Genomic DNA, 15,674 nt, shown 5'->3' on the forward strand with positions numbered 1-15,674 from the left:
CCTCTTTCGTTTTAAGAAGGATTAATAAGCTAATGCAAATAATCCTTTGATATGAGATAAGTAACGAACGTTACTTGCTTCTTTCATAAGTGATGCTGGTAAACCTTTTAATTGCGTTTTGTTTCCGCCGATTGTACCAATTGCATCTTTGCGTCCAAGACTTCCTAGTGTACCAGAGAAGACAGGAACGAATGATTCCATTGCTCCGCCGCGAATAGCTACTGCTAAGTTCACGCCTACAACTTCACCCATTTGCCAAGCTAATTGAGCAGTAGGTGGGTAAGGGCGACCTTCTGGACCCATTACAACCGCTGAGTCACCAGCAAGGAATACATCTTTATGAGATGTAGATTGTAAGAATTCATTTACAAGTGCACGACCGCGGTTTACTTCGATACCTGAGTTAGCAACTACAGAGTTACCTTGAACTCCGCCAGTCCATACCATTGTTTTTGTTTCAATTTTGCTGCCGTCTTTAAGTTCAACAGTTGTAGCATCCATTTTTGTTACAGGTGTACCAGTAACAAATGTAACGCCACGTTTTGTTAAGCTTGATTGAGCGCGCTCTACTAATTCAGCAGGGAAGCCTGGAAGAACTGTAGGAGCTGCTTCTACACAGTATAGAGAAATTTCTTTTGGATCAACACCGTGTCTTAGACATAGGCTTGGCATTAAGTCAGCGTATTCACCAACAAGTTCGATACCTGTTAATCCGCCACCGCCAACTACGATTGTACCATCAGCTTTATTTTTTGTTTTGCTGTATTCAGCGATACAAGCTTCTACGTGCGCACGTAAACGGTTTGCATCATTTACTGATTTAAGAACGAAGCTGTGCTCTTCTAAACCAGGGATACCGAAGTAAGCAGTTTCACTACCTAAAGCTGTAACAAGGTAGTCGTAGCTTAATTTTGTACCATCTTCAAGAGATACTTCACGTTGATCTGGTGAGATTTCTTTTACCGTTGCAATTTTTAAATCAACGTTGTAGTTTTTAAGTAATTTATCAAGTGGTAAAGCTACCGCTTGTTCAGAAACGCCGCCTACAGCTAGACGGTGTAATTCTGTAATGATTTGGTGAGTAGCAAAACGGTTCACTACTGTAATTTTTGCTTCATCCGCACTTAGGTGTTGGCGAGCTGTCATTGCAGTTAATAAACCACCGTAACCGCCGCCTAAAATTAAAATATGTTTTGACATAGTCGATCCTCCGTCCACACTTTTTAATGAAAATTATTTTTGTTTTTCGTTTGTAATGTCTAAATACGCTTGTGCAAAGCGGAATAGTTTTTGAGCTTGTGGATCTTTAAGCATGCGTAATAAACCGAATAAACCGATTGAATTAGAAGCATTTGCTTCTGCACGATCGTTTGCTTCGATTGCAGTAGCTGCAAGACCTTTTACTGTTCCTTCTACTGGCTCGATAAATTCTTTTACTCCACCAAGTAGATCTTCTTTTAATACGTCGTCAGTTAATAATGATTGCGCAACGTCGTAAGTTTTTGTAAGCACCGTTACCATTTCAGATAATTTTGGTAAATTATCTACAAGAACAGTAAGAGCTTCTTGTACTTCAGGCTTTAACAATTGATCTAACACATCCGCTTGACCTTTGTTAACTGCCGCTTCTGTTTGTACAGCAGCATTTTCCTCTGCAGCTGATTTTTGAATAGTTGATTGAGACATGAAAAGTCCTCCTTTGCTGGATACTGTTGCATATGTAGTTCCTAGTTATCTGCTAGACTTTCAAACTACATTGTGAAGTTGTGAAATCTTGCACATAATTCTATTTTAATTTTAATACGAGATAAAATCAACTCATTTCGTTGAAAAAATAAGTGAAGAACCTCGTAACCCTTTGTTTAATAAAAGTTTATAAAAAATAAAGCGAATAATTGCCTAGGTAAATAAAATTAAAATAGGGAACTAACATGATTCCTCTTCCTACGATAAAACAAATAACGTCATATTTCAACACATACGAACTTAATATTCTATAAGTATTAAAAAGATAGGGCGCATTTACTATTTAAAGAGTTTTCAAAAAATTACATTGACTTACTATAGTGTTCTACATATAATCAGAATATAACATCTTATGTAAGGAGATATAACATGGTTATAGTGGATGAACTTTATCATAATGTGGTCATTACATTGCCTCAATTAAAATTAATTGAATTTATAATGAAGTTAAAAGAAGCTAAAGCACAAGAAATAGAAGATATAAAAACGAAAATTAGTAAATACGAAGAGAAGAAACGTGCTGAAGAAGCTTGGTATCAATCACTATCACCGTTTCGTAAATTTTTTACCGGGCGTCCTTTAAGTCAGCATCAAGCGGTCGAGTATATGGTATACGTAAAGGAACGCTTTAAAAAAATTGATCACCTTAAAGCACAAATGCGAGAACTTCATGAAGTTCTTGAATTAATAAAAGCGGAAAATGAAGAAACAAGTGAAATTACGCTTTCGCCTGCTATTGTACAAGAAATAAAACGATTAAAAAGCAGTGGAGGCGTGGGGATATGAGTGTTAATGAACTAAGTTTAGGTATAAATACAACGTGGGTCGTCTTAACAGCGGCGATGATTTTGTTAATGGAAGGCGGATTTGCCTTGCTAGAGGCAGGTTTTGTCCGCTATAAAAATAGCGTGAATATTATTATGAAAGTATTTGCTGATATTACAATAGGAACGCTTTGTTTCTATTTAATTGGTTTTGGATTAATGTACGGAGATGATTTAGGTGGAATCGTCGGTAAAAGCGGTTTTGCGCTATCAGGTAATTTATCGCACCTTGACATTCCAATTGGGCTTGAAACGTTTTGGTTGTTTCAGTGTGCATTTGTGATTGCGGTCATTTCTATCGTTTCTGGAGCAGTAGCAGAACGAATTAATTTCCGTGCATACCTTTTATATGCGATTTTAATGACTACATTTATTTATCCTGTAGCGGGCCACTGGATTTGGGGAGGCGGATGGATTAGTAAGTTAGGGATGCTTGATTTTGCTGGTTCCGCAGTTATTCATGCTTTAGGCGGTTTTTCAGCTTTAGCAGCTGCAATAATGATTGGACCAAGAAAAGGGAAATTTACGAAGAATGGAATTAGTTCCGTTTCTCTTCCAAGCAATTTGCCGCTTGCATCAGTTGGTGCCTTTTTATTATGGTTTGGATGGTTCGGGTTTAATGCAGGAAGTACGCTAAGTGCCACTGACGTTAGAATTGGTCACATTGCTATTGTCACAATGTTATCAGCAGCAGCAGGCGGAGCAGCTACTTTATTTTATACCTTATTTCGCTACAATCGTTCAGATGCGCCTTCTGTGATAAACGGCTCGCTTGCCGGACTGGTTGGTATCACGGCAGGGTGTGCTTTTGTGAATACACCATCTGCTATTTTTATTGGAGCTGTATCCGGATTATTAATGATGGCAGCTACAAACTGGCTTGAAGCGCGTCAAATCGACGATCCTGTAGGAGCTTTTCCTGTTCATGCAGCTTCCGGAATATGGGGAACGTTGGCTGTGGGTTTATTTTCTACAGACGGCGGAGTGTTTACAGGAGGGAGCTGGACGTTATTAGGTGTTCAACTTCTCGGATTAATTGCTCTATGCGCTTGGGGATTTGTTACAACATGGATAGGGTTAAAGGTTATTTCCTTGGTGGTGCCGCTTCGGTCTACGGAAGAAGAAGAGGAAGTGGGCTTAGATATTAGCTATCATGGCATCATGGCAGCTCATCAAGCTCCTGAGTTTATTGAATATGAAAACTACTATGCGGAAGTGAAAGAAAAAAACGCAGATTCTTAAAAAAAGGCCGCGCTTTATAACAAAAGGGCGGCCTTTTTATGTGGGAAAAAATAGTTTTAAAATACTTGGTTTAAATGATTGAAAAGTCAGAATATTTGTGTTATATTATAAAAAAGCCAAGGAGTTGATTTCTTATGAAAAAGAATTTACTTAATTCACCGCAAAAATCCAACGGAAAGGTGCTTGATGCATTATTCGCTGAGATGGTTTTAGACAAGGCGATTGCAGAATTTCGTAAAGCACAGCTAAAAGAAGAAATCGACCGCACGCTATTGATGAAAAATAAAGAAGAGTTTTTAAAACTCTCATCAGAACTTAAACAAATTTCTTAATTACTTACTATACTTCACACACCATCTATTTTAGATGGTGTGTTTTATTTTTGAGACCTGCTAAAAGGGATTAATTAGTAATAATTATGAATATGTTCCTATTTGAAACTTTATTTACATTAATTGTATTGACTTCTTTTATGGATTTTTTTAACATAAACAAGAATTAAAGAGGAGGGGTTTGGTTGGGACATCTATTATTAGTAGATAGCTTAATTGCAGGTATTGTTTGTATTGTGTTAGGAATTTTATTTAGAGCTCACAAAATAAGCAAATTTTTGTACGGGATAGGAATTGTATTTGGTCTTATTTTTGTAGTTGGAACGGTTAGTCAGTCTTCATCTCATACAGAAACTTCGTCAGTTACAACTGAGAAAGTAGAAGCAAATCAAAAGAGCAGTAAAGACACGTCAGAACTTAAAGCCCTCGTTACTAAGGGAATGACAGATAAAGAATTTCAAAAAGAAAAAGAGAAAGCCGCTTTTCAACAGTCAGACTTAATTGCGTTAGGTAATGGAGAAGTCGGATATGTGATCAAAGCTGAAGATGGTTACGTTGTAGCTGATACGAACGGTGAAACTATTTCAAGCGTTGAAACGTTTAAAACGGCTGATGAAGTAGAACAGTATGGATTAAACGAAGTTAAAAAAGTACATAAAGATGTAAGAACAGTTGATGCTCACTATACGGCTTCAGATTTAGAAAGCTTAGAAGATTTTGATCAAAAAATTAATGAAGTGCTGAAGCGCGTCGATCTTACAAAAAAAGAGTTTAATGAATTAAAATTAAAAGAGGTGAAAACATTAACTTCTCATGAAATAGAAGCGATGAAGACTATTCGTGACTCTGTTTCGCCCATTACAAAAGATACGCTGCTGCAAAAAACGATCCCTGCTAAAGATATTGAAAAGTATGTAGATGGATCTTATACAGCGCTAGGAGGGTATGTAGCTAAAGCTGAAGATGTTCATGATATTACTTCGTACAAAGATTTTGTGGAAAGCTTACGTTTAGATTACACCGATGGTTCAGGCAAAAGGCCGTTTCCTGAAGAAGGATCAACGTACGGTGTAATCAAATTTAAATCGCAAGCGGTAAGCCACGTTGATATTCCCTACGGAACTGTGTTCGGAGGAAAAACAACAGACGGACCTCCATGTACGCTTAATGGGTTTACAGGATCTCGAAACGGGGAAACCGTTCCAGAGTTCAAATTTGATAACTATTATCCACCAGCAAACGGAGCGGAACTATACCAAGTGGTAAATGGGGAAGAAGTACTTTTAGCTACCTATGTGGCAGAAGAAAAACGATTTGTACCAGCGGTTGCTAACCCAATGTAAAGGACTGGTTTTTTGTGATTCGAAAAGGTTTGTATGCAGCATATAATGAACGAGATTACGAATGTTATGAAACGGAAAACGGGTGTGTAAAGCTGATTAGCTATGATAAAGGAGACGTAGCAAATGGATTCATTCCATACAATGACACGACTTTCACAAAAGAAGTTCCTCGTGATGCTGTTGAAGAAGTGTTTTTTGTAGCTCCGTATGCTGCTTATCAAAATGAAACGTTTGGTGTGTCAGCTGCTTCTGATGGTCAAGTACTTCTGACCACATCTGAAAAAGAAAAAGCTGATAAATATCATTTTCAACGAACGGATAAATATCTATACGAAAAACGTGTGTTAAAAGAAGAAGTGAAGTTAATGGAGAAAAAAACTCCTTACTCATAAGACGCCATAATAAAAAGAGGATGCACTCGCATCCTCTTTTTATTTAATCAATTTTCTTGAAGTGTTGCTGTTCGTATTATCATTTGTACGAAGGAAGGTAATACCAAGACCGATTAATCCTCCTACAATAGCAGGAACTACCCAGCCGAGACCCACTCCATACATAGGTAGAATCGATGTAAACAGATCGTTTATTGCCGCAATTTTGAATCCAGCAGCATTTAAGCCATCAAATAAACTAACGATAAACGTGAACAGAAGGCTTACTTGGTAAACTTCAGAACGTCCTTTAAATAAAGGGTGTAAGAATGTTAAAGCAATTAACACAATAGCTAACGGATAAATAGCTGTTAAGACCGGAACCGAAATAGCGATTAATTCCGTTAAACCAAAGTTTGCTACAACGGCACTGAATGCTGATAAAATGACAGCAATCAACTTATAAGAAACACTTGGAAACAGCTTATGGAAAAAAGATGAACAAGATGTTACAAGACCTACACTTGTCGTTAAACAAGCAACGGTAATCATCAGACCTAAAAGAATTCCACCGTAAGAGCCAAAGTAGTAATTTGATACTTCAGCTAAAACCGTACCTCCGTTATCAAGACGTCCAAGCTCTGATACGCTTGAAGCACCCATATAGGACAATGCACTATAAATAAGAGCTAAAATAACGGCAGCGATAGCCGTAGCTTTTGCACAAATTGTGATAATTTGTCGGTTAGTTTTTGCTCCTTTTTCTTTAATTGCATTAATAATAATAATTCCAAAAACAAATGATGCTAGTGTATCCATTGTCAAGTAGCCTTCTTGGAAGCCTTTAAAAAATGAGTGTGTTGTATAAGCTTCGCTTGGTGCTTCAAATTTTCCAATTGGGTTCACAACGGCTACAACTACCAATATTCCAATAAACGTTAATTTAATAGGTGTTAAAACTTTTCCTACTAAATCGACAATTTTCGCAGGGTTTAGCGAAAAAAAGCAGGTAATAGTAAAGAAAATTACCGTGAAAATGATAAGGGGAAGGTGCCCTGGATTTTCTGATAAAAAAGGCTTAACGCCAATTTCGAACGAAACGCTTCCTGTTCTTGGCATCGCAAAAAGCGGTCCGATTGCCAAGTATAAAATCGTAGTAAAGATAATACCGAAAGCTGGGTGTACGCGACTAGCTAAAGACTGCAGATCCTCTTTTCCGGAAAAACCAAATGCGAGAACGCCTAGAAGAGGCAGACCTACACCCGTTACTAAAAATCCAGCGTTTGCTGACCAAATATTGCTTCCGGCAGACTGACCTAACATTGCAGGGAAGATTAAATTACCTGCGCCGAAGAATAGGGCAAAAAGCATAAAGCCAATAACCACTATAAATGAAAAAGGAACTTTGTTTGACACGTTAAAACCTCCAAAATTATAAATGCTTTTTATTATCGTGTTGAATAATTAAAATTTTCAGAATTTTATATTCGAATAATAAAAATAAACATGTATCGTATTATACTAACCTAAAATGCATATTTCAATATAAAATTTTATTTTTTTAATTTATTCGCTGAAATAGCAAAAATAGAAAAATACTTAGCAAAAAAATCTCAGTGTACAACAATTATTTGATATGATAAAACAGAACCGTGGCTTTTAAAAATTTGCAAGTGCGGCCTTACATTCTTATTAGTAAAGAACTGTTTACATAAGGTGCTGTAAGGATGTATATTTATACACGGTTCGTTGAACCGCATATGCTCGATGGATGAAAGTCAACTGTGCGAAAGGAGCAAGAAAGTGAAAAGGTTAGGTCTAGCAACTCAGATTCTAATTGGACTGATTTTAGGCGTAGCTGTAGGTGCTATCTTTTACGGAAGCGATACGGCCATTTCTATTTTACAGCCAATTGGAGACATATTTATTCATTTAATTAAGATGATTGTCGTACCGATCGTGATTTCAGCATTAATCGTAGCGGTCGCAGGAGTAGGCGATATCAAAAAATTAGGTAAGCTTGGCGGAAAAACAATTCTTTATTTTGAGATTGTTACAACCATTGCGATTGTAGTGGGGATTATTGCCGCGAACTTATTCCACCCTGGTGCAGGGGTTGATATGGGACATATTGAAAAAAGCGATATTTCTCAATATGAGGCAACGGCAAAAACGTCTGAAAGTACAGGGATTGCTCAGGAGCTTCTTCATATTGTTCCGACAAACGTCTTTCAATCGGTAGCAGAAGGCGATCTTTTACCAATCATTTTATTTTCCGTACTGTTTGGTGTAGGCGTAGCTTCGATTGGAGAGAGGGGAAAACCTGTTTTAGCCTTTTTTGAAGGCGTCTTGGATGCAATGTTTTGGGTAACTAATTTGGTGATGAAATTTGCTCCAGTAGGTGTATTTGCACTTATTGGTGTTAATATTATAAAGTTTGGTGTCGGATCACTTATTCCATTAGGGAAATTAGTATTCGCCGTTTACTTCACCATGATTTTCTTTGTGCTTGTGGTTCTTGGAATTATTGCTAAAATGGCTGGAACAAGCATGTTTACGCTCCTAAAAGTGTTAAAAGACGAGCTGCTTCTTGCTTTTACAACGGCAAGCTCAGAAGCTGTTTTACCTTCTCTTATCAAAAAAATGGAAGACTTCGGTTGTTCTAAGTCGGTTACGTCGTTTGTAATTCCAACAGGCTACACGTTTAACTTAGATGGTTCAACCATTTATCAGGCGCTGGCATCGCTGTTTATTGCTCAAATGTACGGCATCGACCTTTCCATTATGGATCAAATTCAGCTCCTTCTTGTGCTAATGTTAACGTCAAAAGGAATGGCTGGTGTACCAGGGGCATCGTTTGTAGTTGTACTTGCTACACTTGAATCCATGGGCTTCCCTCTTGAAGGCATGGCATTTATTGCAGGAATTGACCGCATTCTTGATATGATGCGTACCACAGTTAACGTAGTAGGAAATGCTTTAGCTGCGATTGTAATGTCCAAGTCTGAAGGCGAGTTTGATAAGCAAAAATCATTAAATTACACAAACGAATTAAAGAAATCAAACATAGCTTAATGCAAAAAAAGCCGGGCAGCCGCCCGGCTTTTTTGTTTGGGGCTGCCTGTTATCTTTTTTGAAACATATGGTAAAATAAAAGAAATGAGAGACAAAGGAAGTGTCATAATGACGGAAACTGTTCAGTTAATTAAAAAGCTTGTTTCGATTCCCAGTCCTTCTGGAAATACAGAAAAGGTTATTTCGTTTGTCGAAGACTATGTAAAAGAGCTAAATATTCAAACGTATCGCAATCGAAAAGGAGGCTTAGTCGCTACTATTCCTGGGAAAAATACGGATCACCACCGTATGCTGACGGCTCATGTCGATACATTAGGTGCTATGGTAAAAGAAATCAAACCAAGTGGACGTCTGAAAATCGACTTGATTGGAGGGTTTCGCTACAATTCCATTGAAGGGGAATATTGTGAAATCGAAACGTCAGCAGGAGAAATATTTACAGGAACCATCCTTATGCATCAAACATCTGTTCATGTGTATAAAGATGCAGGAAAAGCTGAGCGGAATCAAGAAAATATAGAAATTCGATTGGATGAAAAAGTACATAGCACAGAGGATGTTCGCAGCCTTGGAATTGAAGTCGGCGACTTTGTTTCCTTTGATCCTCGTGTAGAAATAACAAAAAGCGGTTTTATTAAATCTCGTCATCTCGATGATAAAGCAAGCGTAGCTTTATTGCTTCAGCTCATGAAAATAATTCAAGAAGAACAGATCGAACTGCCATACACTACGCACTTTCTCATTTCAAATAATGAAGAAATTGGATACGGAGGAAATTCGAACATCACGCCTCAAACAGTAGAATACTTAGCGGTTGATATGGGTGCCATGGGAGATGGACAATCTACTGATGAATACACCGTGTCTATTTGTGTAAAAGATTCAAGCGGCCCATATCATTACGGTTTGAGAAAGCATTTGGTAGAGCTGGCTAAACAGCATGATATTCAGTACAAATTAGATATTTATCCGTTTTACGGATCAGATGCTTCTGCTGCTATTCGTGCCGGGCATGACATCGTACACGGCTTAATTGGTCCAGGAATTGATTCTTCTCATGCGTTTGAGAGAACGCATCAAGATTCATTGAATCATACGTATAAGCTTCTTTACCACTATGTGCAGTCGAACATGGTTCTGCTTTAAGAAAGGAATATTTAATTAGTGAATTTTTATGCGAAATAAAGAGCAGGACGGGATTGTGATGTCTGTTTTTTCCTTTCCTAGAAAAGAAGCCGGATAGCCGGCTTCTTTTTTAATAGATCGTATATATTTTTTCTGGGGAAGCAACAGTGGGTTAAAAAAGCACCTTTTCAAAGAGGTATAATGCTACTTAAACCTTTTGTACATTTTGTTCATTTAGAGAAGTTAAAATGTTTTTAAATTTTTAAAAGTTTCTTGTGACAAGTTTTGTAGAATGGGTTTTCAAAAGGAAATGGTTTCGTCATAATGTGGATATAGCGATCACTACAATAATCGGAGGCGAATCTTTTCATGTGGGTACTGACGGTATATGCTGGAAAAGAAATGAAAATGTTTGAATTTGAAACTGAAACGCAGGCGAGAGAAGCTTTTGCAAAAACAAATGGCTGTAAAGTTCTTTCAGAAGTCGTGTATTATAATGATCCTCATTTAACATTAGTAGCTATATAATGAAAAAACAAGAGCTAACTTTATGCTCTTGTTTTTTTATAGCCTCTTGTATCTTACGAAAAGAATAGAGTTGAAATAAAAAAAAATGTACGCTATGATATGGTAGTTACTTCTATTATTCTGATAGTTTAAAAGGTTCATATATATCAAACAGCAACAGTAAAGATGCCAAGAAGGCTTAATAGGGAAACTGGTGAAAGACCAGTACTGCCCCCGCAACTGTAAGTGTGGACGAACGAGTATAACCACTGTGGAAAAATCACGGGAAGGTTCTCAAGTAGAATGATACACAAGTCAGGAGACCTGTCTTTATTGTGAAGTTTCTATTTCTCCGGGGAGCGGGAAGGGAAAAGTTGGCTTAAAGTGGCATTCGTGTACACTTTTATTCTGACGTTTTACCCGCTCGCATATTAGCGAAGCGGGTTTTTCTCGTAGCATAAAACTACATATCGTGCAAAAAAGGTGCGCAATATTGAAATTGCGTTAAATGGGAAGTCTGGTGTGAAGCCAGCGCGGTACCCGCCACTGTGAAGAGGAGCTGATTGCATATGCCACTGTATTCGGGAAGGCGCAATCAAGTGATGAATCGAAGTCAGGAAACCAGCCTTTTTCTAATGCGAAGCTTACTCTACGGGATATAGGTGGAAGTGCAAAAACTTAGTTTGAATTTTTCTGCGCCTCTATCACTGATAGAGGCGTTTTTTAGTAAAGGAGCGGATGAGTGTGACGACGTGGAACTTAAATGGAACAAAGCATCACGTATTGATTTGTAATGGAAGCAGCTGTATGAGAAAAGGTGGAGAAGAAGCCACGCAAGCTATTCGAAATAAAGTGACTGAACTGAATCTAGATGAAGCGGTTCATACAACCCGTACGCGCTGTAACGGAAGATGCAAAGATGCTCCTGTAGCTATCGTGTACCCTTCAGGAGATTGGTACAAGCAGGTCACTGAAAATGTAGCTCATCGAATTGTCGAAGAGCATTTAGCAGGAGGCTGCAGTATAAAGGAATCGCTTATTTATGAATATGATCAACAAGGTTTTGTTTCTCCAGAAAACAGTGACTCCATAGAAGGAATCGACAAAGTAAAAAGTAACGTATAAAGGAGGAGCTAGCATGAAAGGTAAACTGTTAGTTATTGGATTCGGTCCGGGAAGCTTTGAACATATTACACAGCGGGCAAGAGAAGCCATTCAAGAAAGTGATATGATCATCGGTTATAAAACCTACGTGGAATTAATTCAAGGACTGTTAACGAATCAGCAAATTATTAGTACAGGAATGACCGAAGAAGTCAGCCGTGCACAAGAAGCCGTAAAGCAAGCTGAAGCAGGGAAAACCGTGGCGGTTATTTCAAGCGGAGATGCAGGAGTATACGGAATGGCCGGCCTTGTGTATGAAGTGTTGATTGAAAAGGGCTGGAAAAAGGAAACGGGCGTAGAGCTGGAAGTAATTCCTGGCATTTCGGCTATTAATTCATGCGCATCTCTCCTCGGGGCGCCCGTGATGCATGATGCCTGTACGATTAGTCTAAGTGATCATCTTACGCCTTGGGAGCTAATCGAAAAACGAATTGAAGCAGCTGCACAAGCAGATTTTGTAGTAGCTTTTTATAATCCAAAAAGCGGAAGACGAACAAGACAAATTGTTGAAGCACAAAGGATTCTATTAAAATACCGTTCCCCCGATACGCCTGTTGGCCTTGTGAAAAGCGCTTATCGTGACCGTGAAGAAGTCGTAATGACTAACTTAAAAGACATGTTAAACCATGAAATAGGCATGCTGACTACCGTTGTTGTCGGAAATTCGTCGACGTTTTTTTACGACGATTTAATGATTACACCGCGCGGGTATCAGCGGAAATATACCCTCAACCAAACGGAGCAGCCGCTAAGACCTCACCAGCGACTTCGAAAAGAAGCAGAACCGTGGGCTCTTGATCAAGAAGAGGCTGTAAAGCAATCAGCTTCGACTATTGAAGCGGTTCAGAACACAAGAGAGGAAAAAGCAGCTTCACGAGCTCTTGCAGAAGAAGCGCTTCAAGCAATTTTAGGTGAATCCACTTCTGCGGTCGTACATCAGCCAATAGAGTCTATCTTTGAAGTGGCGGTTAGTCCAGGGCTTGCAAATAAGAAGTTTACGCCCGTTCAAATGACAACACTAGCGGAAGTTGTTGGTGAAAAAGGTACGATGGAGTATACACCTGACCATCAAATCAAACTGCAAATTCCAACGGCTCAGCCAGATGTGATTATTAAAAAGCTCCAAGCAGCTTCCTTTTTACTATCTCCGGTCGGAGACGTGTTCACAATCAAAGCGTGTGATTTTTGTGATGGAGAAAAAAGCGACGCCATTCCACATACGGAAGAATTACAAAAGCGTCTCGGGGGAATGGACATGCCAAAAGAGCTGAAGCTTGGTATTAATGGATGCGGTATGGCCTGTTACGGTGCTGTTCAAGAAGATATCGGCATTGTCTACAGGAAAGGTGCGTTTGACTTATTTTTAGGAGCTAAAACGGTTGGTCGCAATGCGCATTCAGGTCAAATTGTAGCGGAAGGCATAGCACCCGATGACATTGTTGAAATAGTGGAAAACATTATCCATGAATATAAAGAAAAAGGTCATCCTAATGAGCGGTTTCATAAATTCTTTAAGCGCGTGAAGAACGTTTATGGATTCGACTATCAAGATATAACACCAAAAATAAAAGTAGAACCAGCTCCGTGTGGAGATTAAAAAATAGGAGGGCATTATATGAAATCAGTTTTATTTGTCGGGCATGGAAGCAGAGATCCTGAAGGGAACGATCAAATTCGCGAATTTATTTCGACTATGAAGCATGATTGGGACGCATCTATTTTAGTAGAAACGTGTTTTCTAGAATTTGAACGCCCAAATGTAAGTCAAGGCATTGATACATGTGTGGCAAAAGGAGCACAAGATGTAGTTGTAATTCCAATTATGCTTTTGCCTGCTGGCCACTCTAAAATACATATTCCAGCAGCTATAGATGAAGCTAAGGAAAAATATCCACACGTAAACTTCGTGTACGGACGTCCTATTGGTGTTCATGAAGAAGCCCTTGAAATTTTAAAAACGAGATTACAAGAATCAGGAGAGAATTTAGAAACTCCAGCTGAAGACACGGCTGTTATTGTCTTAGGGCGAGGGGGAAGTGATCCTGATGCAAACAGTGATTTATATAAAATTACGCGCCTTCTTTGGGAAAAAACAAATTATAAAATCGTTGAAACTTCTTTTATGGGCGTGACCGCTCCACTGATTGATGAAGGCGTGGAGCGTTGTTTGAAACTGGGCGCTAAAAAAGTGGTTATTCTCCCGTATTTCTTATTTACAGGAGTACTAATTAAGCGTTTGGAAGAAATGGTGAAGCAGTATAAAATGCAGCATGAAAACATTGAGTTTAAGCTAGCCGGCTATTTTGGTTTTCATCCAAAACTGCAGACAATTTTAAAAGAACGTGCTGAAGAAGGATTAGAAGGTGAAGTGAAAATGAACTGCGATACGTGTCAATATCGCCTCGGCATTATGGAACATATTGATCACCATCATCATCACGATCATGACCATGATCACGGACACCATCACCACGATCACCATCATGATCACGACTATCACGAAGATAAGGTCGGCGAGCTAAAATGATTTTATTGTTAGCGGGAACTAGCGATGCACGTGCATTAGCTGTCCAAGTGAAAAAAGCAGGTTACGAAGTTACGGCAACGGTTGTAACAGACAATGCAGCAATCGAATTACAGCGGGCAGAAGTGAAAGTGAAAATTGGACGCCTCACAAAAGAGGATATGATGGATTTTATAAACGAACATGGTGTAAAAGCTATTGTTGATGCAAGTCACCCTTTTGCGGAAGAAGCATCTAAAAACGCCATCGGCGCCGCTGCTGAAACAGCGATCCCTTACATACGCTATGAGCGGGCTTCGCAGGCTTTTACCTATGATAATATGACGATGGTTTCTACGTATGAAGAAGCAGCAGAAGTAGCAGCTGAGAAAAAAGGAGTTATTATGCTGACAACAGGCAGCAAGACGCTGCAGGTTTTTACAGAAAAGCTGCTTCCTCTTTCAGATGTACGGCTTGTTGCTCGTATGCTTCCAAGGCTGGATAATATGGAAAAATGTCAGCAGTTAGGACTGCCGCAAAAAAATATTGTTGCTATTCAAGGTCCGTTTACAAAAGAGTTTGATCAAGCGCTGTATAAGCAATACGGGGTAACGGTCATGGTCACAAAAGAAAGCGGAAAAGTTGGATCTGTGGATGAAAAAGTAGAAGCAGCCAAAGAGTTGGGCTTAGATATCATTATGATAGGGAGACCAAAAATCGAGTATGGAACCGTGTATTCTACTTTTGAAGAAGTGGTTCATGCTTTAGTAAACCAAACTAGGAGTTGATTGAGATGGATTTTCGTACAGAATTTAAACCGTTAACTGTTCAGCCTCAGCAAATTGAAGGAAAAAGTTTTGAGATGATTACAGAAGAGCTTGGACCTCATCCGTTTACAGATGAACAGTACCCAATTGTTCAGCGCGTAATTCATGCGTCTGCAGACTTTGAGCTTGGACGCAGCATGCTGTTTCATCCGGATGCGATTCAAGCAGGAATTAAAGCCATTCGCAGCGGCAAGCAAGTAGTTGCAGATGTACAAATGGTACAAGTAGGAACAAACAAGCAGCGAATTGAAAAACACGGCGGTGAAATCAAAGTTTATATTTCAGATCCGGACGTAATGGAAGAAGCAAAGCGCTTAAATACAACGCGTGCAATTATTTCTATGCGAAAAGCAATTAAAGAAGCAGATGGCGGGATTTTTGCAATTGGAAACGCCCCGACAGCTTTACTTGAGTTAATTCGTTTGATTAAAGAAGGAGAAGCGAAGCCTGGGCTTGTTATTGGTCTGCCGGTAGGATTTGTTTCAGCAGCTGAATCTAAAGAAGAACTTGCAAAACTTGACGTGCCGTTTATTACAAACATCGGGCGAAAAGGCGGCAGTACGGTAACGGTTGCTGCATTAAATGCAATTTCAATTCTTGCAGATCAGGTGTAAC

Annotated in this window: 16 protein-coding genes and 2 riboswitches; of the genes, 13 read left to right on the forward strand and 3 right to left on the reverse strand. The window is 39.0% G+C overall.

Annotated elements, in window-relative coordinates:
• Positions 1-21: 21 nt before the first annotated feature.
• Both ACOZIR_RS11550 and ACOZIR_RS11555 read right to left on the reverse strand, forming a co-directional pair.
• Positions 22-1,200, reverse strand: coding sequence for an NAD(P)/FAD-dependent oxidoreductase (locus ACOZIR_RS11550; protein WP_421535608.1), 1,179 nt, complete (start codon positions 1,198-1,200; stop codon positions 22-24).
• 33 nt (positions 1,201-1,233) lie between these two features.
• Positions 1,234-1,686, reverse strand: a complete 453-nt coding sequence (locus tag ACOZIR_RS11555; protein WP_013057327.1) for a DUF1641 domain-containing protein — start codon at positions 1,684-1,686, stop codon at positions 1,234-1,236.
• A gap of 429 nt (positions 1,687-2,115) precedes the next feature.
• Between ACOZIR_RS11555 and ACOZIR_RS11560 the strand changes: the two genes are divergently transcribed.
• The 5 genes from ACOZIR_RS11560 to ACOZIR_RS11580 all read left to right on the forward strand — a co-directional run bounded on the left by ACOZIR_RS11560 (position 2,116) and on the right by ACOZIR_RS11580 (position 5,879).
• Positions 2,116-2,532, forward strand: coding sequence for a hypothetical protein (locus ACOZIR_RS11560; protein ID WP_013057326.1), 417 nt, complete (start codon positions 2,116-2,118; stop codon positions 2,530-2,532).
• Positions 2,529-3,812: an ammonium transporter gene (locus ACOZIR_RS11565; RefSeq protein WP_411304405.1), complete on the forward strand. Its 1,284-nt coding sequence runs from the start codon at positions 2,529-2,531 to the stop codon at positions 3,810-3,812. Before ACOZIR_RS11560 ends, ACOZIR_RS11565 begins: the two co-directional genes overlap by 4 nt.
• A 134-nt stretch (positions 3,813-3,946) precedes the next feature.
• Positions 3,947-4,144 (forward strand): IDEAL domain-containing protein, encoded by a 198-nt coding sequence (locus ACOZIR_RS11570; RefSeq protein WP_045291744.1) that lies wholly within the window; start codon positions 3,947-3,949, stop codon positions 4,142-4,144.
• Positions 4,145-4,329: 185 nt separating this feature from the next.
• Complete coding sequence (locus ACOZIR_RS11575) at positions 4,330-5,487, forward strand: hypothetical protein (RefSeq protein ID WP_421535609.1); 1,158 nt, start codon at positions 4,330-4,332, stop codon at positions 5,485-5,487.
• Between the two features lie 14 nt (positions 5,488-5,501).
• A complete protein-coding gene (locus tag ACOZIR_RS11580) occupies positions 5,502-5,879 on the forward strand; it encodes a hypothetical protein (protein ID WP_045291742.1) in 378 nt (125 codons plus the stop codon).
• Between the two features lie 39 nt (positions 5,880-5,918).
• Here ACOZIR_RS11580 and brnQ read toward each other — a convergent pair whose 3' ends face one another.
• A complete protein-coding gene (gene brnQ, locus ACOZIR_RS11585) occupies positions 5,919-7,274 on the reverse strand; it encodes a branched-chain amino acid transport system II carrier protein (protein ID WP_045291741.1) in 1,356 nt (451 codons plus the stop codon).
• 387 nt (positions 7,275-7,661) lie between these two features.
• Here brnQ and ACOZIR_RS11590 point away from each other — a divergent pair, with 387 nt between their 5' ends.
• From ACOZIR_RS11590 to ACOZIR_RS11625, 8 genes are all read left to right on the forward strand, one after another.
• Positions 7,662-8,933 (forward strand): cation:dicarboxylate symporter family transporter, encoded by a 1,272-nt coding sequence (locus tag ACOZIR_RS11590; protein ID WP_045291740.1) that lies wholly within the window; start codon positions 7,662-7,664, stop codon positions 8,931-8,933.
• A 108-nt stretch (positions 8,934-9,041) separates the two neighbouring features.
• Positions 9,042-10,079, forward strand: coding sequence for a M42 family metallopeptidase (locus ACOZIR_RS11595; RefSeq protein WP_411304400.1), 1,038 nt, complete (start codon positions 9,042-9,044; stop codon positions 10,077-10,079).
• A gap of 348 nt (positions 10,080-10,427) precedes the next feature.
• Positions 10,428-10,586 (forward strand): hypothetical protein, encoded by a 159-nt coding sequence (locus tag ACOZIR_RS11600; protein WP_014459832.1) that lies wholly within the window; start codon positions 10,428-10,430, stop codon positions 10,584-10,586.
• A 146-nt stretch (positions 10,587-10,732) separates the two neighbouring features.
• A riboswitch (cobalamin riboswitch) is annotated at positions 10,733-10,911 on the forward strand.
• 118 nt (positions 10,912-11,029) lie between these two features.
• Positions 11,030-11,209: riboswitch (cobalamin riboswitch) on the forward strand.
• Positions 11,210-11,309: 100 nt separating this feature from the next.
• Positions 11,310-11,690 (forward strand): (2Fe-2S) ferredoxin domain-containing protein, encoded by a 381-nt coding sequence (locus ACOZIR_RS11605; protein ID WP_045291738.1) that lies wholly within the window; start codon positions 11,310-11,312, stop codon positions 11,688-11,690.
• Positions 11,691-11,703: 13 nt separating this feature from the next.
• Positions 11,704-13,326, forward strand: a complete 1,623-nt coding sequence (gene cobJ / locus ACOZIR_RS11610; RefSeq protein WP_045291737.1) for a precorrin-3B C(17)-methyltransferase — start codon at positions 11,704-11,706, stop codon at positions 13,324-13,326.
• Positions 13,327-13,344: 18 nt separating this feature from the next.
• Positions 13,345-14,256 (forward strand): sirohydrochlorin chelatase, encoded by a 912-nt coding sequence (locus tag ACOZIR_RS11615; RefSeq protein WP_421535610.1) that lies wholly within the window; start codon positions 13,345-13,347, stop codon positions 14,254-14,256.
• Positions 14,253-15,020 (forward strand): precorrin-6A reductase, encoded by a 768-nt coding sequence (cobK, locus tag ACOZIR_RS11620; protein WP_415382730.1) that lies wholly within the window; start codon positions 14,253-14,255, stop codon positions 15,018-15,020. Before ACOZIR_RS11615 ends, cobK begins: the two co-directional genes overlap by 4 nt.
• Positions 15,021-15,025: 5 nt before the next feature.
• On the forward strand, positions 15,026-15,673 hold the full coding sequence (locus ACOZIR_RS11625) for a precorrin-8X methylmutase (protein WP_013083415.1): 648 nt from the start codon (positions 15,026-15,028) through the stop codon (positions 15,671-15,673).
• Position 15,674: the final 1 nt, after the last annotated feature.

This window comes from Priestia sp. D3YE.R1, assembly GCF_049199565.1.
Classification (GTDB): Bacteria; Bacillota; Bacilli; order Bacillales; family Bacillaceae_H; genus Priestia; species Priestia aryabhattai.